The 26,742-nt window shown below is 49.9% G+C and carries 21 protein-coding genes and 1 pseudogene; 17 read left to right on the plus strand and 5 right to left on the minus strand.

What is annotated here, in order from left to right:
* Positions 1-94: 94 nt before the first annotated feature.
* Positions 95-460 carry an SH3 domain-containing protein gene (locus tag AC1RSM_RS04510; RefSeq protein ID WP_492929880.1) on the minus strand — a complete coding sequence of 122 codons (366 nt, stop codon included), beginning with the start codon at positions 458-460 and terminating at the stop codon, positions 95-97.
* A 270-nt stretch (positions 461-730) separates the two neighbouring features.
* Between AC1RSM_RS04510 and AC1RSM_RS04515 the strand changes: the two genes are divergently transcribed.
* The 5 genes from AC1RSM_RS04515 to AC1RSM_RS04535 all read left to right on the plus strand — a co-directional run bounded on the left by AC1RSM_RS04515 (position 731) and on the right by AC1RSM_RS04535 (position 6,153).
* The gene (locus tag AC1RSM_RS04515) at positions 731-1,855 is read left to right on the plus strand and encodes a site-specific integrase (RefSeq protein WP_492929882.1); all 1,125 of its coding nucleotides are present in this window, start codon (positions 731-733) and stop codon (positions 1,853-1,855) included.
* A gap of 80 nt (positions 1,856-1,935) precedes the next feature.
* On the plus strand, positions 1,936-2,397 hold the full coding sequence (locus tag AC1RSM_RS04520; protein ID WP_492929884.1) for a GNAT family N-acetyltransferase: 462 nt from the start codon (positions 1,936-1,938) through the stop codon (positions 2,395-2,397).
* Positions 2,398-2,719: 322 nt separating this feature from the next.
* Positions 2,720-3,169, plus strand: coding sequence for an aegerolysin family protein (locus tag AC1RSM_RS04525; protein WP_492929886.1), 450 nt, complete (start codon positions 2,720-2,722; stop codon positions 3,167-3,169).
* The gene (locus AC1RSM_RS04530; RefSeq protein WP_492929888.1) at positions 3,126-5,291 is read left to right on the plus strand and encodes a hypothetical protein; all 2,166 of its coding nucleotides are present in this window, start codon (positions 3,126-3,128) and stop codon (positions 5,289-5,291) included. Before AC1RSM_RS04525 ends, AC1RSM_RS04530 begins: the two co-directional genes overlap by 44 nt.
* 199 nt (positions 5,292-5,490) lie before the next feature.
* The gene (locus AC1RSM_RS04535) at positions 5,491-6,153 is read left to right on the plus strand and encodes a hypothetical protein (protein WP_492929890.1); all 663 of its coding nucleotides are present in this window, start codon (positions 5,491-5,493) and stop codon (positions 6,151-6,153) included.
* A gap of 62 nt (positions 6,154-6,215) precedes the next feature.
* On the opposite strand, the gene AC1RSM_RS04540 is transcribed toward AC1RSM_RS04535, so the two are convergent.
* Genes AC1RSM_RS04540 through AC1RSM_RS04550 form a run of 3 tightly spaced genes read right to left on the minus strand, consistent with a single transcriptional unit; the run spans position 6,216 to position 9,282 of the window.
* Positions 6,216-7,991, minus strand: a complete 1,776-nt coding sequence (locus AC1RSM_RS04540) for an ABC transporter ATP-binding protein (RefSeq protein ID WP_492929892.1) — start codon at positions 7,989-7,991, stop codon at positions 6,216-6,218.
* Between the two features lie 11 nt (positions 7,992-8,002).
* Positions 8,003-8,392, minus strand: a complete 390-nt coding sequence (locus tag AC1RSM_RS04545) for a RidA family protein (RefSeq protein WP_492929894.1) — start codon at positions 8,390-8,392, stop codon at positions 8,003-8,005.
* A gap of 11 nt (positions 8,393-8,403) precedes the next feature.
* The gene (locus AC1RSM_RS04550; RefSeq protein ID WP_492929896.1) at positions 8,404-9,282 is read right to left on the minus strand and encodes a PhzF family phenazine biosynthesis protein; all 879 of its coding nucleotides are present in this window, start codon (positions 9,280-9,282) and stop codon (positions 8,404-8,406) included.
* Positions 9,283-9,461: 179 nt separating this feature from the next.
* Here AC1RSM_RS04550 and AC1RSM_RS04555 point away from each other — a divergent pair, with 179 nt between their 5' ends.
* Entirely contained in the window at positions 9,462-10,397 is a 936-nt protein-coding gene (locus tag AC1RSM_RS04555; RefSeq protein ID WP_492929898.1) for a LysR family transcriptional regulator, read from the plus strand.
* Between the two features lie 176 nt (positions 10,398-10,573).
* On the opposite strand, the gene AC1RSM_RS04560 is transcribed toward AC1RSM_RS04555, so the two are convergent.
* Positions 10,574-11,077 carry a 2-thiouracil desulfurase family protein gene (locus AC1RSM_RS04560; RefSeq protein ID WP_492931455.1) on the minus strand — a complete coding sequence of 168 codons (504 nt, stop codon included), beginning with the start codon at positions 11,075-11,077 and terminating at the stop codon, positions 10,574-10,576.
* A gap of 45 nt (positions 11,078-11,122) precedes the next feature.
* Here AC1RSM_RS04560 and AC1RSM_RS04565 point away from each other — a divergent pair, with 45 nt between their 5' ends.
* The 11 genes and pseudogenes from AC1RSM_RS04565 (at position 11,123) to AC1RSM_RS04615 (ending at position 26,722) form a co-directional block, all read left to right on the plus strand.
* Positions 11,123-12,262 (plus strand): PFL_4669 family integrating conjugative element protein, encoded by a 1,140-nt coding sequence (locus AC1RSM_RS04565; protein WP_492929900.1) that lies wholly within the window; start codon positions 11,123-11,125, stop codon positions 12,260-12,262.
* Positions 12,263-12,293: 31 nt separating this feature from the next.
* Complete coding sequence (locus AC1RSM_RS04570; RefSeq protein ID WP_492929902.1) at positions 12,294-12,788, plus strand: hypothetical protein; 495 nt, start codon at positions 12,294-12,296, stop codon at positions 12,786-12,788.
* Positions 12,789-12,854: 66 nt separating this feature from the next.
* A complete protein-coding gene (locus AC1RSM_RS04575) occupies positions 12,855-13,292 on the plus strand; it encodes a single-stranded DNA-binding protein (RefSeq protein WP_492929904.1) in 438 nt (145 codons plus the stop codon).
* A 160-nt stretch (positions 13,293-13,452) separates the two neighbouring features.
* Positions 13,453-13,641, plus strand: a complete 189-nt coding sequence (locus AC1RSM_RS04580; RefSeq protein ID WP_492929906.1) for a hypothetical protein — start codon at positions 13,453-13,455, stop codon at positions 13,639-13,641.
* 579 nt (positions 13,642-14,220) lie between these two features.
* On the plus strand, positions 14,221-15,435 hold the full coding sequence (locus AC1RSM_RS04585) for a Druantia anti-phage system protein DruA (protein WP_492929908.1): 1,215 nt from the start codon (positions 14,221-14,223) through the stop codon (positions 15,433-15,435).
* Positions 15,436-15,491: 56 nt separating this feature from the next.
* Positions 15,492-15,632 (plus strand): annotated as a pseudogene (locus tag AC1RSM_RS04590) (competence protein CoiA family protein); the annotation flags it as partial.
* Between the two features lie 165 nt (positions 15,633-15,797).
* A complete protein-coding gene (locus tag AC1RSM_RS04595) occupies positions 15,798-17,153 on the plus strand; it encodes a hypothetical protein (RefSeq protein ID WP_492931504.1) in 1,356 nt (451 codons plus the stop codon).
* Complete coding sequence (locus tag AC1RSM_RS04600) at positions 17,150-19,069, plus strand: hypothetical protein (RefSeq protein WP_492929910.1); 1,920 nt, start codon at positions 17,150-17,152, stop codon at positions 19,067-19,069. Before AC1RSM_RS04595 ends, AC1RSM_RS04600 begins: the two co-directional genes overlap by 4 nt.
* Before the next feature lies 1 nt (position 19,070).
* The gene (locus tag AC1RSM_RS04605) at positions 19,071-20,147 is read left to right on the plus strand and encodes a hypothetical protein (RefSeq protein WP_492929912.1); all 1,077 of its coding nucleotides are present in this window, start codon (positions 19,071-19,073) and stop codon (positions 20,145-20,147) included.
* Positions 20,137-25,665, plus strand: coding sequence for a DEAD/DEAH box helicase (locus AC1RSM_RS04610; protein WP_492929914.1), 5,529 nt, complete (start codon positions 20,137-20,139; stop codon positions 25,663-25,665). Before AC1RSM_RS04605 ends, AC1RSM_RS04610 begins: the two co-directional genes overlap by 11 nt.
* Positions 25,666-26,023: 358 nt before the next feature.
* On the plus strand, positions 26,024-26,722 hold the full coding sequence (locus AC1RSM_RS04615; protein WP_492929916.1) for a DUF3577 domain-containing protein: 699 nt from the start codon (positions 26,024-26,026) through the stop codon (positions 26,720-26,722).
* Positions 26,723-26,742 lie beyond the last annotated feature (20 nt).

The following is a 26,742-nucleotide window of genomic DNA, read 5'->3' on the forward strand; positions in this document are numbered from 1 at the left end:
TTGTCTGATCTCCGAAAAGTGCTTTGGTCGGCAGAGCCTGTGGATTCACGACACTGCCGGTTTGTGATTACGTAGGTGCTCACGGTGAGGCAGGCTAGGGCTGAGAGGGAAGGGGAGCCAGATGACTCAGAGGCACCCAACCTTGGGCTCCATCTTGGGGGCGCAGACACCAGCACCAGCCATTCAATATTCGGTCGCCTTCTAGCACTTGTGCCGGATCGACATCCATTTCTTGAGCGCTATAGTCCTCCCGCGCTCGTCCGGCGTTGCCCTCAGCCAGGCGTTCAATGATTTGCTCGGGCACCCAGCCGCCAGAGTGAGTTTGGGTCGAGCAATAAATCCAGTTTTCCCAGTTTTCAGGGCCTTGATAGAGCTCCCCAATGCTTAGCAGCTCACCACGTTTGAGCGTGAGTGGATCAGGGTATTCAGAACGATGAGACTCTGTGACGAGGTAGATCATGGCTGTGGATGCAAAGCAGTGTCAAAGGGGCTTTATTGTAAAAGCCATAGGTCTCAGCTTGGGGACCGAACTGCATAATAAGTAGGTCTTTAGTAGATGTCGTCTTAGCGCTGGAGCCTAAGCATCCGTGGCACTCGTTGTCCGTGTTGTCGTCCTCATTGCAGACATGGCGCTCATCCCCAAACTCATGCCTTGTGACATAGCATCAGCACCTTGCGGATCAGTCTACTCATCACATAAAATGCAATTAACGGAAAAGACGAGGACAAAATGAAAAAACGGTCTACACGAGAAGAAGGGCAGTTCGACTTGCCAATTTTAGGCTCGCAGGCCGTGGATATCTCGGCAGAGGCCTTGTTTGACACCTGGTTGCAGCACCAGCGACCGCCCATGGCACCCAGCACCCAGCGCGTTTATCGCACCTTATGGCGACGGTTTTTGCAGGCGCTGCAAGATCACAAAAAACAGTACACGCAGATCAAGCCTGTTGATATTCGGGAGTTTTTAAGCAATCTGAATGAGGTCCGTCGACCCCAGCGCGAACGCTATCAGCAAGTAATTGCCCGTGCCTACGAAGAGCTTTGCCGTCAGGATGGTCGATCAGAAAACCCCGCGCTGGCCCCCGCCATCAACGACCCCTTCAAGGAAAACTGGCGCCAGGCCCCCGATAATCAAGCCACCCAATTTCTTTCTGTAGATCAATGCCTTGCCACGATCAAGGCCCTACGCACCCGACTGCGGGTGCTTGAAATGGCCAGTGATATGACCATCGCTGCCCGCTGGCGGGAATATCGTGATATGACAATTGTGGCCGTGATGCTGGGCACAGGTTTGCGACCGGTGGAGTTGGGCCAGTTGCACCCTTCCGCGATAGGCCTAGCCAAACGTACAGCAGAACCCACAGAAACAGATGAAGCAGATGACGAAGAATCAGCCCACTGGCGTGACGGCACTGTCCTACTCAAGCTGGCTGGCGCGGCAAAACGTGAGGTCGTCGTGCCAGTTTGGTGTGAAGGCATCTTGCGTAGCTGGTTAATCTTTAGTGGAGCCGAAGACGCTTCAGCCTGGGCAAAAGATAGCCGAGTCTTTCCCGGCAGCCGTCAGATCAGTGCTGCTCGGCCCCAAGCGCAGATGAATCCCGCTACGCTGGCCCGTATCGTCAGCAAATGGGGCATAAAGCAGATGGATCTTTTAATGACACCTCAACGGCTGCGCAACACCTTTGGTGCGGGCTTGATCGAACGCGGTTTTTCTCTGCCCGAAATTGAGGAGATCATGGGCTACGCCCCGGGTGCTGCCAGCGCATGGCGTCTGCAAGCGTCCTGGTTGGCGTGGCTGTATGCACAGAAAACACCCGACAACCCCGCAATTACAGAGAATACGCAGTCGGGATGAAGGGGCTAGTCACAGATTAGTCAGCTACCGGAGGCATAATTTCAGGTCTATTTCGTCTATTCATTGATGAGGAGTTTGAAGTGGCGTCTACACCTGTTTTTCGTCGTGCTGTAGCAGCAGATCTGGAAGCGATTGTGGCCATGTTGGCGGACGATATTCTGGGTCAGAAGCGTGAAAACACCAGCTTGCCTTTGGCTCAGTCCTATCTGGACGCATTTGCAGCGATAGAGGCGGATCCGAACCAGTATCTGGCCGTTGTAGAGCTGAATGGCTCAGTGGTAGGAACCTTGCAGATTACTTATATGCCTGGTCTGTCGCACCAAGGTGCCTGGCGTGGGGAAATCGAGTCCGTGCGCATCGCCAGTTCCGCTCGTGGTTCGGGATTGGGGCGCTTGATGATCCAGTGGGCGGTAGAGCAATGCCGTCAGCGCCAATGTCGACTTGTGCAGTTGACCTCGGATATGGCGCGAACCGATGCACATCGGTTTTACGAGCAACTGGGTTTTACGGCTAGTCACAAGGGTTTCAAACTTACCCTGTAAGACAGCCTCTTTTTTAGAAATCTACGCCACTGTGTCATCGGGTTTTGTCTTTGGGTTATGAAAATAATTCTGCTGCCGAGAAGTTAATAAATATCTAAAAACCCTAGCTGCCTAATTAAAGAATAATAAATATTAAAATAATTAGGACGTGAATTATCAGATTATATTTATTAGTCTACAGATAACAATTCGCCTTATTTGGAAAATTGTTTTTAAATAATGGTTTGTTTGAGTTTTTGTAATTCGTCTGATACTCTTTGTTTGCCTAAGGCAAGCCCGTAACAATTAGGGGCTATTTAATTAACAAGCTGAGGAGTTAGATATGAATAGCAAAGCAGATAAAGATTTTTCGGATGAAGAAAAAACAATCCGTGCCTATGGTCAATGGATAGAGATAACGATTTTTGTGGTTAACTCAAATTTCAAAGTGAATGACGCTCATCTGGAGTGGGGGAAGTTTCATAAACCAGGGGATAAAGATAAAGAAATATCCGCCAGTGAAATAAATGGAACCATTATCAAGGATGAGGATTCCTACACAATAGCTTCCTGCGGGCGAGAGAGTGAGTCTTCCGGAACTGAAGGGAAATTTTCATTATATGAGGGCGATAAGGTTGTATTTCAATATAATTGGGACTGCCCGTGGAGTGGCTCAAATAGCGATAAATTGGATGTAAAAGATAAAGACAGATATACAGTTAATAAAAAGGGTGGCGGTAGCACAAGCGGTGCATCAGGAAATATTTTTATTACTGTTGTTAAAAAATATTAATGGTGGAATTATGGCTATAGAATCTAAATCTATAAATCCCTTATTAGGGATTACCGTCGGATCTACCGTTCTTGGAAATGATTTTTCGCCATCAGTATTGAATCAGCCGATTACCAAAATGATCACTCAAAAAGAAGTTGAGATGAGCATGAGTGGGAAAAGCCAGTATGTGTACACAGACTCTCTGAACGAAGGAACACTAGGATTTTCAGGGGCATATGGAGCATCGGGTGTCGCGAAGTTTACTTCTGCCGTTGCCGTTTCCGTAAGTAACGCGACTGCCTCAGAGTCTAAATCGATAAAAGTTTCTTATAATATTTCTATGATATCGGGCATAGAGTATATCGATTTTGATAACTTGCTGGTGGGAGATGTTTTAAATTCTTTAAGCGCAGGGCCTAAGCATCAGGCGTTGAGTGTCCTTGACAAGTTTATCGCTGCCCGTGACCACGTCGGCTCATCCAGCGAAAAAGAAAAGTTGATGAAGGAGTGGGTGCAGGAACTGCAACATTTCATCTCTTCATATGGTGATGGCTTGGTTGTTGGAGCCATCTGGGGTGGGATGGGTTCTGTTTCGACAGAAATGAGCAACAAGAAGTCGGAGGATAATTGGAAATACGGCGAAACAGCTGGATTTAGTTATTCAGGAGTCGGAGCTTCAGTATCTATAGAGCAAACATATAATGGTTCTCAAAAAAACCAGACTTCCGATGTCAATGTTTCTTGCAAGTCCCACGCGAGTGGCGGCTGCGTTGAAAGCCAGGTGAACTCATGGTTTGATGTAGTTGCTAATAAGTCCTTTGAAGAAATATCAGGGATCAGCTTGCTGGACAAAGCGCCAATGCAAAGTTCGGTCAGTCGCCCCCCTGAAATCCCTGAGTTTTTAAAACCTGAAAAAAATCCGGAAGTTGAAGAGAAACTGGAATCAATAAAAAAACTGGGTGACTCTGAGGAGTTTTCTATATCTTCGGGGTATGAGGAGGCAAAAAAAACTAACCCAGAGTTAACTATAGATAAATTTAGATCAATAATTAGAGATGAGAATAATATTGATGGTCTAAATAACTTGGCTGATAAGGTTAAGAAAAACTCATTGGATGTTTTATCAAAAGGGAAGGTTTATAAAGGAATCCCTAAGTCCTTGTTAAAGGGTGCCAGGGAAGGGGTTTTGAAATCAAGTTCTGACTATGCTGTTTTGGGCGCATGGATAGCAAACTGGTCTGATATTTTTCCTTGGATGTCTATGGGGTATATGAACGATATCAGCAATGATGAGGTGGCGGAATACATATTGAAAATTCGTTGTATGATGCAGGACTTGTCCACGTTAAATACTATCTATAATACGTTTAACGCATGCAATATCAATTTGGATTTTTGCCATCTTAAATCAGCATCCCAAGTGGCAGACTCTTTTAAAATTGCTCAAATAAAATTAAGCGATAATATGGGCCGAGACGATGCTATAAAAATAGCATTTGAATCATTAAGCGAAGAGGCCCAAGAAATTTATACTAAATGGAACCAGCTTGGATTTTTGCGTAACGCTGAACTCGGTTTAGGCCTGCTGCTTGATGATAAATCAGTAAGCAGTGAAATAATAAATGTTCATCCTGTGCCTTACCCGGAAATCACCTATAAAGCTGCTTATTGTAGCTATGGAAGTAATAATCCCACTGCTTTTAGCTCTTTTGTCAAGATGCTACCATTCATCGATACAAACGGTGATATTTATGCATTTGGTCCTTCTTTAATGCTTTTAAGAAAAGCGCTGCCTGAAAAGATGATATTTACTAAAGGTGGAGCAATCGCGCTGAAATTCGAGGCAAATAAAGAAAAAGGGATTTTGTTTAATGGTGATCTTCGTTTAATACCGATTCCATATTCTGCTGCTAAAGGAATTGAATGGCGTGGTCAAAGTCAGGGCCGAAGTCTTGCATCTAGCGAGTCTCTGCAAAGCCAATTCGAAGATTTGGAAAAAGAGCTTGGAAAACTCAATATTTGTACTTTGAGCAGCGACTCATGGTCTAAAAATTGGGATAGCAACGTTCCGTATACGCTGCGTAAAATAAGTACTAGCTATATTGGAACAGTTGAGAAAATCAGCAATATATTTGGGTGATTAATCAAAGAATAGTTTGAAAAATGATATTTTTGGGAAATGATGGTGAAAACCTATTCAGGCTTAATGATGCCTGAAGAGGTTTTGAATTTGAGTCCTTGTTAACCATATTGTTATCTATGTTTTTTAATAATTAAAAACATATAAATATCGGGGTTGTTGATCTAGGAATTAATATTATTAATAGGAAGATATTGAGATGACTGTTAAAGCGAAAATAATGAGTATTGCTATACAGCCAGGCCCCTCATGCGTATTTCTCGGCTACAAGTCCTCTGGTATTACGGCCAAGAATAAGAGCTACCGAGAAATCATAAAGTCCTACCCCGCAGGAGATAAAGACGATTGGGCCGGGCTGTATGTTGCCCAAGATCGGGCTACGGCGGAAGGTTACTTGCCGGACTCTTTGCCTAAAAACGGCACAGGAGATGCTTATATAAACCTGATTTACATTGAAGCCTCTACCGTTAATAGTTTTGATGGCAAAGGTAAGAAAACCCAGCTTGTCGATATTACGGGGAGCGAAATAGCAGACCCTAAGGTTCCACAAAAAGAAAAAGCCAAGCTGGTCAGAAAAGCGTTGAGCGAAATAGGAATTCAAATCCCTGAGAACAAACCGCTGATCGAGACGCTGGGATTGCAGGGGTATATCTACCGAGGCCCGCATACAGCGCAGGAACTGGAAATTATCGTTCCATTCAATTTTATCAACGCCAAGCAGGCTGTCTCTTTGGCCAACCTGCAGTCCTTTACATACAAAGGACACTTGCCGGTAGGCAATCCCGTGCTGAATCCGGCGCTTGGAATCGCAAACCCGGATACCTCCATGAAGACGAAACCGGCTTTACCCTTAGCACCTTAAGGCAATTAGGTCGGGATGGGCCGACCTTTACGCATTGCTGCAGTACGGACAGTCAGCCATCTCTACACCGGTGCACCAGCACGCAGAAGTTGGGCATAGACTCCGTCGAGTTCGGCAAGCTCGTCGTGTGTCCCTTGCTCAACAAGCTGCCCGGCTTTCAGCACGAAAATTCGATCCGCACGGCGTACTGTCGATAGACGATGAGCGATTGAGATGACCGTGCGATTTGAAGCCATCTTCGCCAGCGCTGCTGACATGGCGCTTTCGGTCGTATTGTCCAGCGCGCTGGTAGCCTCATCAAGCAGCAAGACAGGAGGATTGCGTAGAATCGTGCGCGCCAGTGCAAGCCGTTGTTTTTCCCCGCCTGAAAAACGATAGCCACGTTCGCCCACGGTGGTTTGATAGCCCTCCGGGAGGGAGGCGATCAGATCATGGATCTGTGCTGTCTGGGCGGCAGCAACAAGCTCCTCGTCACTGGCCTCTGGCTGCGCAAACCGCAAGTTCTCTGCGATGCTGGTATTGAGCAGAAATGGTTCTTGCATCACGACCCCTAGCGTGTTGGCTAATTGTTCGAAACTCATTTCGCGCAAATCGATGCCATCAATCGTGATGCGTCCAGCATCGGGGTCTGCCAAGCGAGCCAAAAGATAGCCCAAGGTAGTCTTGCCGGCCCCGGTAGGGCCGACAATTGCAATATGTGAACCGGCCGGAATATCCATAGACACATTGAGCAGGTTGCTCAGGCCCTTCTGGTAGCCATAGCTCACTGCTTCCAGGCGTACGTGACCAGTAGGGCCCGTGGCTGGGAAGCTCTTGGGATATTTGGGTTCCGTCACCTCTGGCTTGGTGTCCATGTACTCAAATATGCGAATAAAAAGCGCTCTGGTCGTGCGCAGTTGTACTGTGCTGGCCAGCAGAGCTTCAAGTGGCCACATCAGTTGCTCCTGGAGCGCAATCAGTGCAACCAGAGTGCCGATGGTGACAAGGGTTCCTTGACCAATCAGCCACCCACCGAGCAGTAGCGTCAAGGCTGGCAGCGCCCCCAGCAGTAAATAGATGATGGTCCATTGCCATTCTCCGGCCGTGTGTGCGCGTACTTCCAGTTTCGCAACATCGGCGGAGCTTCGTGCAAAGCGGTGTGTCAGGAACTCCGCCCGAGCCAGGGTCCGCGACAAAACAATGCCAGGCGCCGAAAGCGTTTCTTGTACTGCAGCCGACATCTCGGCATGGCCGGCTTGCTGTTCATGAGTTAGTCGTTCACGCCGCTCGCCGATTTTGCTGCTGAGCAGAACTAATGGCGGCAACACGGCAAAGGAGAATAGTGCCAACCGCCAGTCCAGCAGCATCATGGCAATGGACGTTGTGATCACAATGCTGATATTGCGAGCAAGTTCGGTCATTGTGTTGCTGACAACCGATTGCAGACCACCCACGTCATTGGCAATGCGTGATTGAATTTCTCCAGTGCGAGTTCGTGTGTAGAAACTCAAGGAAAGCGTTTGCAGATGACTGTAAAGCTGGACTCGAAGGTCATGCATGATTTCCTGACCAATCTTTGTGGACAGGATGGTCTGCACTACGTTGATGCCAGCGCCTACAGCAGTCACGCCTACCAGGCCGAGCGCAAGCACGGTTAGCAAACCCAGGTTCTTTTCGGGTAATGCCGAGTCAATGATTTCGCGAAGCAAGAAGGGCGAGGCCAATCCTATGACGGCACCTACTGCCAGTAAGCCCCCTAACAGCATGAGTCGAATGCGCCAGGGTTTAAACAGTGCCAGAACTCGGCCTGTGGGAAGATGCTGCGACGCAAGCGAGTTGTAGTCAGTACCTTGTTCCATGAGAGTGATGTCTATTGATGCGAGTCCAGTCGTATCACTGCCTCGACTTCGATAGCCGCCCCCAAAGGCAGCCATGCAACGCCAAAGGCAGTACGAGAGGGGTATGGGCTGGTGAACATTTCTTGCATAAGCTTGTTGACCAAGATCCACGAGTCCTGGTCAACAAGCAGTACGGTTAATTTGATGATGTTTGATAGATCTGCGCCTTCGGCTTCGCAGATTGCCCGGATGTTCTGGAAGGTCTGTCGAATTTGATTTTCAACCCCGTCTACAAGTTGCATCGATACAGGGTCAATGCCAATTTGCCCGGAGGTGTACAGGAAATCGCCTGTTCGGACGCCTTGGGAGTACGCTCCCAAAGTGCTGTGAGCATGTTCGGTTGAAATGATAGATTTGTGCATATGCAAGCCGCTTAAATTGAAATAAGACCATCGATCGTTGTCACGCTTTCGCCACCCACCTCAATACGTGAGTCCGGAGAAATTTTTAGCGTTATTTTTCCTTCGCGCCCAAGTGCCTGACCTTGCGAGCTTGAGAAGTGGTTGCCGAATACAGATGTTTGCTGAGTCTCGGCGATAAAAGCGGCGATTGCACCGTTGCCACTTCCGCACACGGGGTCCTCGTTGATGCCGAGTATGGGAAAGAAGGAGCGCGATTCGATTGCGGTCTTTTGATCTTTGCCTTGCGCACCGAATACGACGATGCCTGCCGTGTTGTGCGCTTTGCTGAATTCGTGCAGCTCATCAAGCTTGGGTGTCAGCGACAAGACATCCTGGGCAGTAGGTAGCTGCACCACCGTATGGATGGGGCCGACGTTCACAAACCTTGGTGTGACCGCAGACAGGGAAGGGGCGCCAAGTATGCCTCGAACGAGCTGAACTTCATTGGCGTTCAGCTCTACAAATGTGGCTTTGGGCAGCTCAAAGAAAATCTGCTTAGAGGCAGTGCCTTCACCCTCCACTCGGATGGGAATCAAGCCGACTTCACATTGCTGTGTAATCAAACCATTCTTCGGGTGGACGAGACCGGCTTCAATCAGCGCATGAGCCGTTCCAATCGTCGGGTGTCCTGCAAAGGGAAGCTCCGACGTTGGGGTAAAAATTCTGATTGTGTAGTCTGCTGCCGGATCTGTGGCAGCAGACACAAAGGTAGTTTCAGAGACGTTGGTCCAGTTGGCGATGCTTTGCATCTGGTGTGGGGTCAGGCCGGTGGCATCAAGCACGACTGCAACCGGATTGCCTTTGAACGAGGTGTTGGCAAAAACATCAACTTGCTTGAATTTAACCTGCATATGGGCGCCTGCTTGATAAGAGTATGGCTCTGGAGCGAGCATGTTTTTCTACCTTATCAAGAAATACAGGCGTCATTAGTGCGTATAGTGCACAACTGATATGCAAGAAAATAGTCTATCTTCAGCCCATGATTTATCAGGACTACTCCGTGAACATTAAATTTACCGTGAGGTGCTAAGTGAGCACTTCCTCGTTTACCAGTCAGCAGTCAGATGAATTTGCTGCATTTGTTGCAATTGTCCGTACCGGATCATTTACTGCCGCAGCGCTTAAACTACAACGTCATCCATCCATTATTTCTAAACGCATAGCCTCGCTTGAAGAGCGGCTGGGAGTACGCTTAGTTGAACGCTCCACAAGACGCATCAAGCTGACAGATGCTGGTGAGCGCTTTTATGAAAGGCTGAATGCCGCGGCTCAAATACTGGAAGAGGCGGAGCAGGAGGCAGGGCACTTATCCAAAGAGATTGTAGGCAGTCTGCGGATTAGCCTGCCTGGAGCATTAGGTCGGCTATGGCTCAGCCCGATTGTTTCCCGGTTTGCTCAGGCCCATCCCCGGCTGACGGTGCATGTAGATTACTCGGACAAATACGTGGATGTGATTGCAGAGGGGTACGACGCGTGTGTCCGCGTTGGGGCTTTAGAGGACAGTCGCCTGATTGCAAACAGGCTTTGTAGTCATAGCAGGATTCTGTGCGCATCCCCCCAATACATTGAGCGACATACGCGTCCTGCTCATCCCAAAGACCTGGCCAATCACAATTGTCTTGGTCATACAGGCTTGCGAACCTATCCAGAATGGGTCTTGTACCAAGGAGAAGAGACACTGGCTGTCACTGCAAGGGGCAATTTTGTCAGCAATGATGGCGAAGCCTTGCTGGATGCAGCGCGCCAAGGGATAGGAATACTGGGGTCCAGCAACTGGCTGGTTGCCAGAGATATAGCGGCAGGGACTTTAGTGCCTGTTCTTCCTGGTTGGACCTTCGACAGGCAGTCCGCCATCTACTTTATCCGTCCCTCCGCCAAGTTCACTCCATCGAAAACAGCTGCGTTCAAAGCCTGGGTAGAGAAAGCGTTTGCCAGCGGTGCTCCCTGGGAGAAGCTGCCTTCTTAGTTGATAGCCCTTGCTGAGTCTGGGCCAATCGTCGCTTTGGCCTTGAGACTACCGCTTTGCACGGCACAGGGAGTTTTTCTAGGGTAGGCAAACGCATGAATCCGGCTGCTTAAGGGGCAACAGGGCGGATTCTGATCGGCTAAACGGGGAAATGTTTCGCTAAAGGGCAGCTTGGTTTACTCCGTGATTTCATCTTCCAAACTGCGTAAATAGGCTTCAGCCTGTGCAAACTGCTTCTCGTTAAAGACCCGAATGCCTTCGGATTCCAATAGGGACGCAGTGACTCCTTGTCCCTGGACACGCTTACCGGTAAAGGTACCGTCGTAAATAGAGCTGGAACCACAGGATGGGCTGTCCTCTTTAAGGACGGCCACCCGAATATTCTTGAGTTTTGCTTGCTCCAAGGTTTGCACGGAGCCGGCTATAAAAGCGCGAGACACATCATTTCCTTGAGCGTCTACAACACGAGCCAGCCCGGAGAACACCTGCATTCCGCCGCCACCAATAATTTCGGCGGGTGGGCGGGGTACCGGCATTCCGCCTGCAAGTTCGGGGCATACGGATATGACGCGGCCTTCACTAAGCCAGCGTGCGAACACCTCATCCTCTGCCAGCTTGTGAGTGCCGTTGTAGCGGACAGGTTTGCCAAGCAGGCATGAACTCACTAAAACGAATTTCATCATGTCGGTTCGCTCTGTTATTTAGCGCAAGACTGGCAATTCACCATGCAGCGACGCAGCCTGAAGATAAAAAGACTGGGGAGTATAGCAACGGCTTGTAGCTCCAGCGACAAGCCCGCTGCCATTCCCGCACCCAAGTCTCTTATTGGGTTCTCTACAGAGGAGAACTCCCCCTTCACCGATGGGTATTCGATCACCGGCGAAGAAGCCTTGCTGGCCGCGTATATGGCAGGGCCGATGCGTGAGGATGATCCTCTTTATGAGCGGTATATCGAACTGGAAGATCGCAAAGATCAATTGGCTCGTATGCAGGCCAAGTTCCACACACGCAAGGGTTCTGATCCTGACGTCAAACCAGCTGAGTTCTTTGCCATGGATGATTTGGGCTCTCTGGTCGATTCAGAAGACGATCTGATGACCTTGCATACCAAAGAAGCGTTCAGGTTGTTTATGGGGCGTGTTCGTGAGCCTGGCTCGGATTTGGCACCTATTGTAGGTGGTCGTCGTGTCGCCAATTCGTTGCGCAGCTTATGGCTGTTGACGGGCAATGACAATCCCTATGCCGATTGGTCGTTGTTGCGTCATGAGCAATCCATGGAAGAAGTGAATGAGCGGCTGCAAGAGGAGATCAAGACTGCCGAGACTTTGCTGTCTAGCCAGCAGCAGCGAGGGTTGAGTTATTCAGTCCTGAAATCTGCCCAACCGCAGTCTTTGCATCTGGGGTTCCGATCCCCCTACGGATACAGCATACGCCGCTTGATTGTTGATTACGACTACTTCATCCGCTTGCAAAAGACCCTGGGTCGCAAGACGCTCTTAAGCGATCAGCAGATGCGCCGCTCAATCACGGAAATGACCCGCTTTATTCGTCGCGTGTTCAATGAGGTCGCCAGGTTCTCACGTTGGCTCATGCAGCCAGACATCAATGCGCTTTCCCGGCTGGACTTTATTACGGAACATGCTTCAGAAGAGGGCAAGCAGCGGGTGGAGTTCGTGCGTGAAGTATTCGGCATGGTGCCTGCCGATGTGTTTACCGCCAAGCTGCAACCACGCCATTCTCGACGCCGGTACACATTAACTGAGAAGGAAAGGAGCCTGTTGCAATCGGTCGGTGTGCAACTGGCTGAAGCTGAAGCACAGCGCGAAGCCGGCGAGTTTCAGGATGCCGATTCAGGCTTGGTGTGAAGAAAGGGTTTTGTGAGGAAAGGGCGAAAGGATGACGAAGCGAACTCGAAGTCTACGTGTCAATGTGGTTGAGTGGGCAAGGAAGACCTTGGAGAACGAAACGTGTCAGAGCGTGATTGACACAAAGCCCTTTACGGGTAGGGGCACCGCCCAGTCGCTGCGCCACCATCTCATGCAAGTTGACCAGGTTGAAGCAAACATGGTCGCGCTCTGTTCTGCCACAAAGAAAGTGGCTGGCTATTCCATGTATCTGGCCGAGCACCGTCGTAAAGCGGACGGCTATATGGCGCTGCGTTGGCGAGAGATTGGCACGAGAAAGCATCTGTCATGGGAAGAGGCGCACTCAAGATATGCGGTCCTACCGACCGTGCTGCGGCAGTGGTACGAACAGGCCAATGCTCAGGCACAAGAATTCAATTCACAACATCTCAAATTGCGCGGGCTCGTGCGTGAGCTGAAGTTACTGAGTCAGCAACGCAAAGTCCCCACTTTTGCCAGGCCTATCCCGAGCAGAAGTAGGACGTGATCCAGTTAATGCAGGGCGGTCTGACCATACGGTCAAATCGATTGTTTCTCACCGAAAGGAGTTGATATGCAGAACTTGTTTATTGGTAAGGGCAACCTGGGCGACTCGCCTACCTTGAAACGTATCCCGCGTAGAGATAATTCGGGCGAAGAGTTCAGCGTGTGCAGTATGCGCATTTACTTTGGCCGCTACGGCAAGGACCAGGCTACTGGCGAAGTGGGGCAGATCGGGGGCTTCTGGCGCGAGGTTGAGATCTACGGCAGCAAGGCGGAGGCGTGCGCACAGTTTTTGCGCAAGGGAGCTCGCGTACTTGTCATTGGTGAGGAGCGGGACTTCTTTGCCAAAGATGAGGCCACGAATGCCGAGGTACAAGTCATCAAAATCGTTGCTGAGGATGTAGCCCTGCAGCTCACTCGCATTGAGTCGATCACCTATAAACAAGCAAGCCGGCCTGCGGCAGCGCGTGATCAAGATGTGCCGTCGGATGAGGATGTTCCTGCGTAATTAACAAGAGAGGGGCAATGTTCATAGATATGGAGGTGTTATGAAAGAAGGTGCTGCCGTTGAATATTGTCCCAATCTCGCTTAAGGCTCCTGAGTTACTAATTCAAGCTGTTTTTGATGGTCGTAGGCTGAAGATAAGATCGTCATCTTTTGCGAGTACATGAGCATAGTCAATGCCATGCATGACGCCTTTACGGCGGCGGGCATCAAGGCAGTGCGCTTAGTCGGTGCAGATTCAGCCACGAAGCGGCAAAAGGCTATCGACACATTCCAGGATGACCCCCCAGGTTCGGGTGTTTATCGGGACTACGATGGCGGCTGGTGTCGGTATTACTCTAACCGCTGCTAACTGCGTGGCCTTTGCTTCTATGCCCTGAACTCCGGCGCTTATGCGTCAAGCCGAGGATAGGGCGTATCGAATGGGCCAGCAGCGGGATGTAATGGTCATCGTACCGCTCATACCTGGCACAATTGATGAAGCAGTATGGAGGATCTTGGAGGGTAAACGTGAGACGGAAATAGATGTGGTAGAAGCTGCCACAATGACACACACAAATCGAGCCGTTGCAATTACTAATGCTGTCTTGGAGAAATGGATGCAAGGCGAGTCTGCCTCGCTAGAACATGCTTAAGCTCAACTATAATGGTGGATTTGCCTATCTATAAAGTGCATTAACTCAAACTTAATTAGGATAAGGGAGTTTTCTCGCCGTTTGGCCACATAATCTTCCTCTGGTCAGTGAACGCTCAAGTACCCAACTCGGATACGCTCAGCTCACAATAGCTCTCCACGTCTTTCAGACTCTCTAAAAAATGAATCGTTGTACGAAAAATCTGTAGCTGGCTGTCTCTAACCTGTAGAACCAGTGCAATATAATTGTTGTAATGCTTTGAATTTCCTAGCGCTAGTCATATAAGAAAGTCAAAAATGTCACTAAAAAAAACCGGCAAAATTATTTCGCTTAGCAATCGAGAAGCTCTGCTAAAGCGAAGACTACGCAGGCATCTTGCGAGTCTCGGTTACAGCCGAGAACAGAGCGGTGAGCTAAAGGCTCCTGGGGATACAAAAGAGATTATTCGCCAACTACATTCACCTCAAAGAGCTGATGTTATCAGAACGCAGGCGAGCTTCATCGCGAAAAAACTTCCGAACTTGCAAAGCTACTTTGCTTCTGGCTCAGAAGTGCGCCCCACCGATATTCGCCCGAGACTTGAAAGGATATTTAGCGATACGTGGCAAGGAGACCTTTTCCGCCTAGCATCTCTCACGTGGTCCGTACCTGTTTCTAGTGGCTTCGGTCGGCGTCTCAGATTTCTAGTTTGGGATGATAACAATGGGAAATTAATAGGTATCTTCGCAATTGGCGACCCTGTTTTCAATCTATCAGTTAGAGATAGTTATATCGGTTGGGCTGGAACTGATAGAACCGACCGCCTGGTCAATGTGATGGATGCCTATGTGCTTGGCGCTGTGCCACCTTACAACATGATGTTGGGAGGTAAACTCATTGCGTGCCTCATACGCAGCAAAGAAATATATGAAGAATTTTCCTCTGTCTATGGAAGCACACGAGGGATTATCTCAAATAAGATCAAAGAAGCGCGGCTCTTGGCTGTAACAACATCCTCATCAATGGGACGCTCTTCTATCTACAATCGGCTAAAGCTGTCTGGTGTTGAGTATTTTAGAAGCCTAGGTTATAGCGGTGGCTGGGGACATTTCCATATTCCTGAAGGTTTATTTATAGAATTTCGTGAATATTTGAGGCAAATTGGCCATCCATATGCTGACACCCACGAGTACGGAGATGGCCCAAACTGGAGAATTCGAACTATACGGGCGGCAATTTCGTCACTGGGTTTTAAGGGTGATATTTTAAAACACGGGATTAAGAGGGAGGTCTTTATTTCCTTGTTTGCAGAAAACTCCTTAGAAATACTGAAAAAAGGCAGTGAGAACCCTAACCTACAGTCCTTGCTTTCGGTTTCGGAAGTCGGCGACCTCGCCATCAACCGCTGGATAATAGGCCGTGCCGAACGTAGGCCAGAATATTTAAATTGGTCTTATGATATGCTGCCGCAGTTAATTCAAACATCATATACGCAGCGAAAATCGCTAATTGAAGATATTGGCGTTGCATAGTACCTAATAATTCAGTATGGCACATTTGTGCTGTATAACGTTTGTAGGAGGGGGGGGTGCGAGAAGCCCTGAACTGGGCCGGACAATATGTTGATGCAGAAGTAGCGTCTAGCGGGCTCGGACTTTATGTCTGCCCAGAATGTCGTACGCCTGTCTCACTTCGAGCGGGAGGCTCAAAGCGCGCTTACTTTGCACATATGCCTGGCCGCAGCGGTAAAGACTGCCACTTATATGTAGAAGGCGGGGCGTCTGGCTCTGCGTTGACTGGCCTGGGCGAAAACAACAATAACGCTCCTATGGCGATGCATTTGGGGCTACGTCTAGCAAATACGCCTACGTCTAGGGGTTGGGGCTTGGAGCTCGTGGTTCCCATTGATGGCCATATTGGTCTTGAGTTGACGTTGGATGTAGGCGGAAGAACCGAGACTGTTCGTAGCACGAGTGATACCAAAAAGGAAATAAGTGCCATTGCTGAGCCGGCAAGGAACTATGAGATCCTGTCTATCTCCTCAGCCAGCCCTGCATATCTAGACAATTTAGTGCGAACGTGCGAAGGACTCAATTTAGAATATGCCACTGCATTTGGCGAAATCCGTCGACCCGGTAAAGAGCTCGCCCAGCGTGTTTACGAATTAAGCATTGGCCGAACTTACGCACTGGTTTGGCCCGCAAGCCTTGAGCCAGTATTCCCGGCTGCTCTTGAGTATGTACCCTTGAAGAGCCGCCCAAACTGGGAAGGAGCATTAATCACGTTGTCCTACCCGGTAGAGCCGTCTGTACGAAACTGGCTCCATGGTTTTACCAAACTTGAGATAGCAACAACCTTGCCGGAAATTGTGCCAGTATGGCCACCATTGGTACGACGGGTTACAGGTGGGCTAGTCGAGGTACCGACAAAATCGGCTGTAATCGTCTGCGCAGGACGTTTCACGCCTGCTGGAATAATTGGGGCTAACGCCCTCTTCATGAGGTCTTTACGCGGTGAGAAAGGACAGAATGCTAAATCAGTTAGCGAGCCGTTCTTCCATGCTGTTCTAGAAAGCGATGACTCAATAGAGTTGTCTTGCCTGGATCCAGCGCGAGTATCGCTTAATGTTGACGTTGTCACATCGCCAAAATATTTAGAACAAAGCACTGTCGGGCTTGCTGGCGTCGCCAGTAACGGTGAAATTCAATTAGTTGGACTTCATGAAAGCGAAGCTACTCGCTTACTGGCGGCTTTTCGCAATAAAACAGTTTCGCTTAGCTACCTGTCAATTCCAAAGAATGTCGTTGGTTGCGCTGCGATTGGCCGAGACGGAATTTGGGAGGACCGACTGAAGCTACATGGGTCCGATGTCCCGACGCCCCATGACAGTGGAGCGCGTCTGCTATGCCCGGATGACTTAACTACCTTAGCAGAAATCCTTTTCGATCAAGAATATGACGTCCTCCTTGATTTTGGGGCTTTCGGACGAATTATCTCTACTGGTAATGGTACTCCCGTCAACATCTCGGCGCTTTCCAGACGAATGAGAGAGCGGCTGCTAGCCTATTTGTTTCAGACTCGAGGCAAAATTCCATCGAGCCTGAGTGCGCGAAAGGCCAAGGATATGGAGATCATCTCGGAGTTTCTGAAAGAGCCTCTTGGCGCTGCGGATGCTACGTGGAGGTCGTTGAAATCTGCTCTAGAGCGTGAATTCGAAGTGTGTTCGCTCAACCCGTGGACAAGAATATGACATATACATATAGCGAAAGTGCACAACAGAGGATTGCTAAACAGGGACCTGCTGAGATAATCGCGTTCATTGAGGAGTTATCGGTGAACTCCCAGAATCAGATACTAAGCACGCGTGCCTCTATACCAGGATTTCGCAAGAATAGTCCTGCACTGCTCAAAAAGCAGCGCGAACTGCTTGGAGCTGCTATTGGCTACATGTCTAGCGATAATTTTCGACCTAAGCCATCTGACTGGGCAACGTTCGGTGCAATTTGGTCTCGTTGGGGGCTCCAGAAGTTCTCTGCTGCTTTCCCAAGTGGTCCCTTCAATTTTGCTGAGGCGACACCCGACGAGTCGCTGAATTTTGTTCGGGATTTGGTGGAAAAATGTAACTCTGGTTGCGCGCGAGAGGACATTGCCCGGTTGGTGTTGTTTAGTGGTCTGCCAACCACGGACTCAGTTGAGACATTTATCGCTCGCTTGCCACTAAAAGAGAGTCTCGAAAGAGACCAGGCTCTCGCGAAGCTTCCAGAAGAAGTAGGGGCTCTCCGGCATCAGACGAAAGAAATAGAGCGAAATCTAGGAAAATTGGCTAACGAACTGCAGGCCAAGGTCGAGGATGTTGAGAAAGCAGTACAGAGTGCACAACAGTCTGTCGACGCGACAACTGCTTTGCAAGAAAGTTTAGCGAATCTTGAGACGAAATTTTTCGCTTCGTCATCAAAGGATTCCTTGGCTATCGCAGATAGATTTTCCACCTATTCAAAACAGTTGGACCTACTTCGAGCAGACTATGAGGGTGCTCATCATACGCTCGACTTCGAGCTATGCAAGCAATATCAGTCTCTCCGGAAACATGTTGATGCTCTCTCTAAGGAAGTGGTCGAAGTGAGAGCGGGCATGGAAGCCATAATTAAAAATCAGCAGGAACTCGGTGATTCTTTGAATTCAAAGCACTTCAGTGGTGACGCTGTTACCGTTGGCCAAACATCAACGAGCAACAACGATGAATCAGGCGCCCACTATGCGGCTGTTTGGATGGATCTCGGGTTAGGTAAAGAGCCAAAGGACCAGGAGGAAATTGAAACCATCTTCCAACTCACCCAAGGAAACGTGCTTGCCTCTGGAATTCAGCAGAGCGATGTTGACCGCACTACCCGAACCATGGTTTCAGCAATGATTGCCGGTCAACTTCTTCAATGCTGTGGGTCGCTTGCTGATGTCCTTGGTACGACGGCTGCTATTAGTTGTGGGGGAGGGAAAGTGCTGTCATGGCAGGTTCCTCTTGGTCTAAGGAGCACTGTTGCGGCTGATGAGGTACAAAGAATTGCAGAAAGAAGTGCGGCCGGAGCCGTAGTGTTAAGGGGACTTAACCGGTCAGCTTTTGAGATATACGGTGCAGGCGTTCGCGATGTCGTTGTGCGTCGGCACGTCCAACGACAGGAAAGCATAGAGCAACTAGCTCTTATAGCAACCTATGCAGAGGGCCCTGCGACCCTGCCTATCAGTACATCATTAGTAGAGCTCGGTCCGCTCTTAGACACCGACACGCTGGTATGGGGCGAGAGTACCAGTTGGCAGAGTATAGAGTTAGGCAAATCAATGTTAAAGCTGCAGCACTTTCGTTCGCCACTAAAATTCCGGGACGAAGTAGATGAGATTCACCTGCTTGTTGATGCTCTCGGAGTACAGCCAACCAAGCTGTGGCGTATGGTCTTTTCGCGGTTCGTCAATGTCTTATTCCTTCTGCCCGGCGCGAGCTTTGAGAATAGCGTGTCAGTAGCACTGCATGCCTGGGTGTTGCCATGGGCTAAGGTGCAGGGATTGAAGAGAGAGTATGTTGAAGACGCAATTCGTACCCACGCAATCGAACAACTCAACGCTTCTCACGTGAAGAGTGTTCTTGACGGCCTAGATTCAGAGATTGGAGCATAGATTGCTCTCATCTTTCTCGCGCCTAGATGTCGTTCGTGTACTTGAGCAAGAGTTTGGTTTCTCGAACAATGAAACTGCTACTAAGCTGTCGGCGGTGAGTGAACACATACGGGCAGTATTACTCCTTGAAAGTCAGCCGCCGTCGCAGAGGCATATTACTCCCGTTTCAACGGTAACTATCACGCGAGCTGTAAGGCGGCGACTTGGTCCACTCTGGCCAGAGCTTGTTGAAGATATTCACGCAGATGGCAACATAGTGCTTAACGAATTGCGGCAGATGCAAAGATTGGGGGAGGTGGCTGAAACGGATGCCTCCTACTGGATACCCGCTCCGGCCCGTACTATTTGGATAGACGAGGCGACGCGCCTCCTTATTTCTGCTTTGCCACTTTCAAACCTTCATTTTCGCACTCGCAAAGCATTACAGGTAGTCGGGAGAGCCCGTTTAATTAGTACAGATGAAGTTGCCCCACAAGCCTATCCTCCATTGCAGCGTCTGGAAGACTGGCTTGGCTGCCCGCATGATGAGGTGGCAATCTGGTCAAAGGCTTTCATGGACCGTGTAGCTAGAATGTTGCAGCCTGTGGAGCAGTTTGATGAATTGGAGGTCTTCCACAATGGCCGTTGGATACCGCCCAAGAGCTTGATTGGACGACTGGGTAAGATAAATCTATATAGACGAAGAGTGCTTATCTATGGAAACCCATCCTACGAGTATGGCGTGTGTAGGTTGCAAGCTACAAGCGACGGTACGCTTCAGGTCATATCCTCTCTAGTTATCGATAAGGATGACGCGAGACGATTGCGAGACGGCATGAGTATGACGAACGGTCAGCAGCAAAATATTCAGTACAAAGAAATAGGTGCCCTGGTGGTGCTGGAGTTGCCTCGGTCGTTGCCAGCTCCCGAGCACGCATTTCTTAGTCTTGGATGGGGGGTGGCGGGGCGGCCTTCAACTGAATGGCCAAAGCAACTCGCCTTTTCGATTCGCCTTATGCCGTTGCTAAGAAGGGCTTTTAAACTATTGGGATATAAGGTGGCAGAACGTGCAAGCAGAGGATCAATTTATGCAGAATGATGAGGGTGCCAAGCGCTATGGGATGCATGGGACGGTTTCCGGTTTGCACGAGAGTCTTCGGTTATACATCGAAGCCCAGTACCACATCCGGGATGAAGGGTTAGTGGCGGAAAGGAATGCGTTACTTCAAGAGCCAAAGGTGATTGCGCAAAAAGCCTTTGTGGAGGCCACACCCGTCTACGCGTTTGGGAAGCCATACGAGAGCCTTGATATACCTGATAAGGCAAAGGCCGTATTGACAGCAATTTCGGCGGTTTCAGACAACAGCGGCCTGTATCCCACTCCATACAAGCACCAGGCGGATGCACTTGAAGCGTTTCTGGGACCCGAGCGTAGGGAACTGGTGATAGCTACGGGTACTGGCTCGGGAAAGACCGAGAGCTTTCTTATGCCAATCGTTGCAACTCTTGCTATTGAGAGTGAAGAAAGAGTCCAGAGTCGTTCACTGCCGGGGTGCCGCGCGCTATTGTTATATCCAATGAATGCGCTTGTAAATGACCAGGTAGCCAGAATTCGACGCCTTCTTGGAAATAACCGAGTCAGTGATATTGTCAGTGCCGGCCGTGACCGTCCAGTTCGCTTTGGCAGCTATACCGGAAGAACGTCCTACCCAGGGCCACGCACGAACTCCCGAGATGGCGCACGCATAGCGCCACTATTTGAAGACTTCTATAAGCGCATAGAGCAAAGACCAGAACTGAAGGCGACGTTGCAGAGCGTGGGACGTTGGCCAAGTAAAGACTTAGTTGGGTTCTACAATGACGACGCTGCTGTAAAGAAGGTTTACAAGGAGACCGCGAAGCGGGCGGGTCAGTCATACACAGACTGGAATTGGAAGCATCGTCTCATTACGCAGCAAGATGACAGGGAACTCATGACTAGGCATGAGATGCAGGAGTCATGTCCTGACATCTTGGTCACAAACTACTCAATGCTTGAGTACATGTTGATGAGGCCAATAGAGAGCGCAATCTTTGAGCAAACGTCGAAGTGGTTAGAAGCTGACGAGCGGAATGAACTTATTCTTGTCTTGGATGAAGCTCATATGTATCGCGGAGCAGGAGGAGCCGAGGTTGCCCTCCTAATTCGGCGTTTGATTGCGCGACTGGGGATTCCCCGTTCTCGGGTACGGTGCATATTGACGAGCGCGAGCCTGGGTGACAGTGATAGTGCCATTGCCGATGCTGAAGAATTTGCGCTTGACCTAACAGGCTCGTCTGATAGTGACGGTCCGTCGAGATTCCGGGTCGTCCGAGGCACGCTGGAGTCACGCCCGGAGGGGCGGCATGCAAATGCGACAGAAGTAGAGGCATTGAGTCAATTTCGTGTTGACCAATTCGGCAGCATCAGCAACGGCTCCTCAGAGGCTATTGAAGAGGTGAACCGCCTCGCGATTCGGCTCGGATGGCCCTCGCCGCCCAATGAGTACGAGGGGGTGCAAGACTACCTTTTTACTCAGCTCTCGTCCTTACCGCTCATTGATTTCCTAATCAAGCATGTTTCTGGAAAGGCAACGGCACTAGATGTGCTGACCAAACTATTATGTCCAAACAATTCTTCGGACACAGCAGCACGTGCTGCCGACAGCTTGCTTGCTTTGTGTTCTCATGCCAAGCGTCACAAGGACGGTAGGGTTCTCGTTCCGACGAGGTTGCACCTTTTCCACAGAGGACTGCCGGGTCTTTATGCATGTGCCGACCCTCAATGCTCAGAGCGACTCGCTCCGCATGAGGGTCCTACAATCCTTGGAAAGTTTCACACCAAACCATTACTAGCGTGCACTTGCAAATCTAATGCACGTGTTTTTGATTTTTACACTCATCGTGACTGCGGCGCAGCCTTCATTACAGGATGGGTCGACGAGAGCATCAGCTTTGTCTGGCATGAGCCTGAAGCCGCAGATTCGCGAAATCTCGGCAAGAAGCTTTTCCCGATAGAGATGTCCGTAGATGGCAAGGCTCATTCGGCTAGCAAGTATTCGGACGCTTGGCTGCACTACGAAACTGGGCGCTTAGTCAGAACCCCACCTAAACAGATGCAAGGATTTCGCCATGTGCGCATCCCTGCGAAGGATGTGCATGTAAAGGGAGAGCTCACGTTCGACGAGTGCCCGGTGTGCTGCCGAAAGACAAAGCGAGCGGCAACAGAACCGTCAAAGATTATGGACCATGTTACGAAGGGCGAAGCGCCGTTTGCTACGTTGGTTCGGGCTCAAATGTTCCATCAGCCTCCGAGTCGAGAAAAAACCGAGACATATCCCAACGAGGGGCGCAAAGTTCTCGTCTTCTCCGATGGCCGTCAGAAGGCAGCACGGTTGGCAAGGGATATGCCTCGCGACATGGAACTAGATGTCTTCCGTGCAGTGGTGGCCGTTGCAGCATCTATGCTTTCTGACTTGTCAGTGGAAGCAAAGCCAACGAATTCTATGTTGTACGTCGCATTCTTGGCGGTGCTTGCCAGGAACAATCTGTCGATGTTCGATGGAATCGACGCGGAACGCCTTGACCAGCATATCGCTACCATTCGCCATAGCTACGAAGGCGACTTGGAGACTGCGCTGGACGACAAGTGGTCCGTTGAGCCCCCATGGCGCTATCGATATGCCTTGCTCAAACTTCTGTGTGGTAGCTACTACTCCTTGAGTGGCACGACCATTGGTTTCATCGAACCGTCCAAACTCGCTTGGCGTCGTGTGAAAGAGATGCTTGGGGGAAAGGGTGTCGCACTGAGCGAAGCCCAGCTTCGTTCGCTCGCCGTCGCATGGATAGACGAGCTTCTCGACTCCTTCTCATTCGAGATGAACTTCCATGACTCTCTTCGAGAAAAGGCAAGTGGATTCCCACGAACTAGTTGGGGCAGTAAGGGGCAATTCCGCCCGCAATTCAGACTGGCTCTGGTTGGTAGTCTCGGCGAATCGGTTGTGAACTCGATTGAAGAGGTATTTCGTTCGTTTTTGGCGGAGAAAAAAGAGGGTTTCTTCGTCAATTCCAATTCGGTCAAATTGACTATTGACCTTCGACACAATTGGGTTCAATGCGACGACTGTACGGGCATTATGCCTGTGGAATACTCGGGCGGTTGTCTACTGTGTGGTTCCAAGCAGATACGTCTGTTGGACCCAACAACTGACCCCTACCTCAAAGCGAGAAAATCGTTCTGGCGGCTGCCCGTGGCTGAGGCGCTCACGCCGGGTGCTGCAATCAGCAATATGTCGGTCGAAGAGCACACCGCGCAGTTGTCAAACCGAGACTACCGCAATGTTCACTCCACCACAGAACTACATGAACTGAGATTTCAAGACATTCTGCTAAATGACAAGGATCGCCCGGTTGATGTGCTTAGCTGCACCACAACTATGGAGGTTGGGATTGACATTGGCTCACTTGTGGCAGTGGCACTTAGGAACGTGCCTCCTCAGCGTGAAAATTATCAACAGCGCGCGGGCCGTGCAGGTCGCCGCGGGGCATCCGTCTCATCAGTGGTTAGCTTCTCCCAAAATGGTCCGCACGACAGCTACTACTTTCTGAATCCGGAACATATGGTTGCAGGCTCTCCGCGCAGCCCCGAGTTGAAGGTTGAAAATCCCAAAATTGCCCGTCGGCACGTTCATGCGTATCTAATTCAGACTTTCTTCCAAGAAACATCAAGCAAGAGTTCAAACGACAGGACGCGAAGCGCCATGTTGCTGAAAGCGCTGGGGAAAACTCGAGATTTTTTTAGCAACGACGGTGAAGGGCCGAACCTAGAACTATTTACAAGCTGGCTGCAAACAGAGGTTTTTTTACCTCCGCACAACCAAGCTCTCATTGTGGCTAGCTGGCTTCCCGATGGCCTGACTGGCGAGGAGCAACCGGTGTTGGACTGGGTGCTCGAAGTCGCGCAAAGGCTGCTGGAAGCCCTTCAGGCGCTCTCTGCCAAGCAGGATACCGTCAAGCCCAAGCGGATGGCCGATAGCGAAGACGAAGACGACGAAGATCGAGAAATAGGATTGCTTCAGAATGAAGACCTCCTGGAGTTTCTGTTCTTTCACCAACTGCTTCCGACCTATGCATTCCCAACAAGCCTATGTAGCTTCTTAGTGGAAGAGTGGCGGCAGAACGCAAAGGGATACAAAGAAATAAAGCTGGAGCAGCAGCCGCAGCAGTCTACGGCACAAGCGCTGAGCGAATATGCACCTGGGCGACTCGTCGTTATCAACAAGAAAACCTACCGGTCTGGCGGAGTATTCGCCAGCGCTCCTGCACCTGATGGGAATCGAGCCGCGGAACTTTTTGAGCCAGACAACGCGAAATCAATCGTCATTTGCGAGGCATGCTCTTTTGTCCATGACCCATACGCGCCCGCGACGACCAAGCGTCATGATGTTTGCCCGGTGTGCGAAGCGCCGCTAAAAACCCGGCTGATGATTGAGCCACAAGTATTTGGACCGGAAAATGCCCGCGCGCTATCCGAGGAGGACCAAGAACAAGAGTTCACGTTCGCCACTATGGCCCAATATCCTCAACCAACGAACGGAGAAGCCTTCGATTTCGAGGATGGAGGACATTACCTTAGGTATGCTCACGCTACTGGTAAGCGATTACTTACGCTAAATAAAGGTAAGACCGTCCAAAGAGAAGGACAGGGTTTCTCTGTCTGCAATAAGTGTGGCTGCGCGGAGGTTTACGACGAAGTTCGACCTAGGGCGGGTAACCACACTAGGCCGTATCTACTTAGCAGCAAGATTGCTCCAGTAAAGTGTGATGGGGAGTTTGTTCAAACTTTCCTTGGATACAGTTTCTCTACCGATCTTTTGCTAGTTCGTATAAAGATTTCCCCACCTTTGGTAACAGACATCGGCATGTCGAATGATGTGCAAGTGCTCGAAAGTGCTGCGCACAGTATGGCTGAAGCGCTGCGTCTCGCTGCAAGCCGTCATCGACAACTCGATTTGGATCCGACGGAATTCGGTTCGGGACATCGTATCCTGCCTCTGGATGCAGACAGCAATGTCTTCCTCGATATCTATCTTTATGACACGCTGTCCGGCGGTGCTGGTTACGCAGAACTTGCAGCAAAGTATTTCAAGGAAATTGCAAGCGATACTCTTGCTCTGCTGGAGGGCTGTGATTGTGATACGTCTTGCACGGATTGTCTCGACCACTTTCACAATCAGCATTTGAAATCTCACCTTAATCGGAAGTTGGCCGCGTCGCTCCTTCGTTATGGGCTGTACGGAACAGTGCCGAGGAGTGCTGAAGCTCACATGCAGGAAATCTCTTTACGAGGGCTCGCAAGCTATTTATCGCTGGATGGCATCGAATGTGAATTTGGGGTCGTAACTCAAGGTAAGTCCATACCGCTCGTAGCTAGAGCGAATGGAAATGCGATAGCGATAAATCTATATCCTGCGTTGCTCGCGCGTTCAGACGTCGAATTCCCCAGAGAGGCAGTCAACTCAATATATCAACTAACGGAACTCGAATTGAGGCGAGACTTACCCACCATCCATGCTGAGATTCGTACGCGACTTACTTAATTCATTGCGTCGTCTGACAACAGTCATTCTTGCGATCGAATCTTGCCGTTCGGAAGATAAGAAGAGCGTATGAATGCAAAACACCCAATTTTCTTTCGCAACTGACGGGGGATTACCCACTTAGCTCATGCTATTGACTTTATCGTTACTCATTGATAATTTAATTCCGTGAATCGCCATAAGGCACCCCACAGCGGCGTCTCAACTCTTGAAAGACGCACGTACTGATCCTTTAAGACAGTACCAGAGTACCTCTTCTTCTTTGCTACCCGGACAGGGAACCCGCTTTCCCTGTCCAGGCCTTTCGGCTCTTGGGTGGGTGCGTGTTCCTCCAGTCCATTTTCTGGAGTTCACCATCATGACTACCGCTTCCACTCAAACTTTCAACCACTTCAATCTTCACGTTAACGGTGTCGGTTATCTGAACCGTGTACGCTGGGTTGAAACCAAAGGTTCTGGCCGCAAGGCACAGCCCTTTCTTGCTTGCTCGATTTCCGCCGTGCGTGGGAATACGGATGAACCTGACTACACCTACTTTGACCTTCGGGTCTCTGGGAGCGAGGCCATTAAAATGGTGGAGAAGCTCATGGGTGATGTTGAGGCGAAACGTAAGGTTTTCGTATCGTTTCGTGTGGGTGATATCTACACACACGTTTACATGCGCAACCTTCGAGATGAGAAGGGATGTACAACTGGCGAGCAAGAGCCTGCCGCACTTATCAAGGGACGTCTGTTGTTGATCAACAGTGTTACTGTTGATGGCGTTAATATTTTTCGACGTGAATTGCAAGAAGAGTCCAGCATGGATAACATTCCTTTTCAGGAGGACGCTCTTTTGCAGAACTCCTCGACCGATGATGAATCTTCTCAGGATGTGCCGGAGCAAGACCAGTCTGAAAATAAAGCACCACAGGAAAACGCTCAAGATAAAGTAGCTCCGAAGTTCAACAGCACTCCAGTGCCCGTGAACCAAGGTGCCGCGGCATACCAAGCAGGATATGGAGCAAGTAGTGCGCTTCAATACGCTGCAAGCTATGCCCATCAGAGCGTTGCTTAACTTTTTAATGCCTCATCAAA

The sequence above is a fragment of the Alcaligenes sp. GW821-FHT11D07 genome, assembly GCF_058808495.1.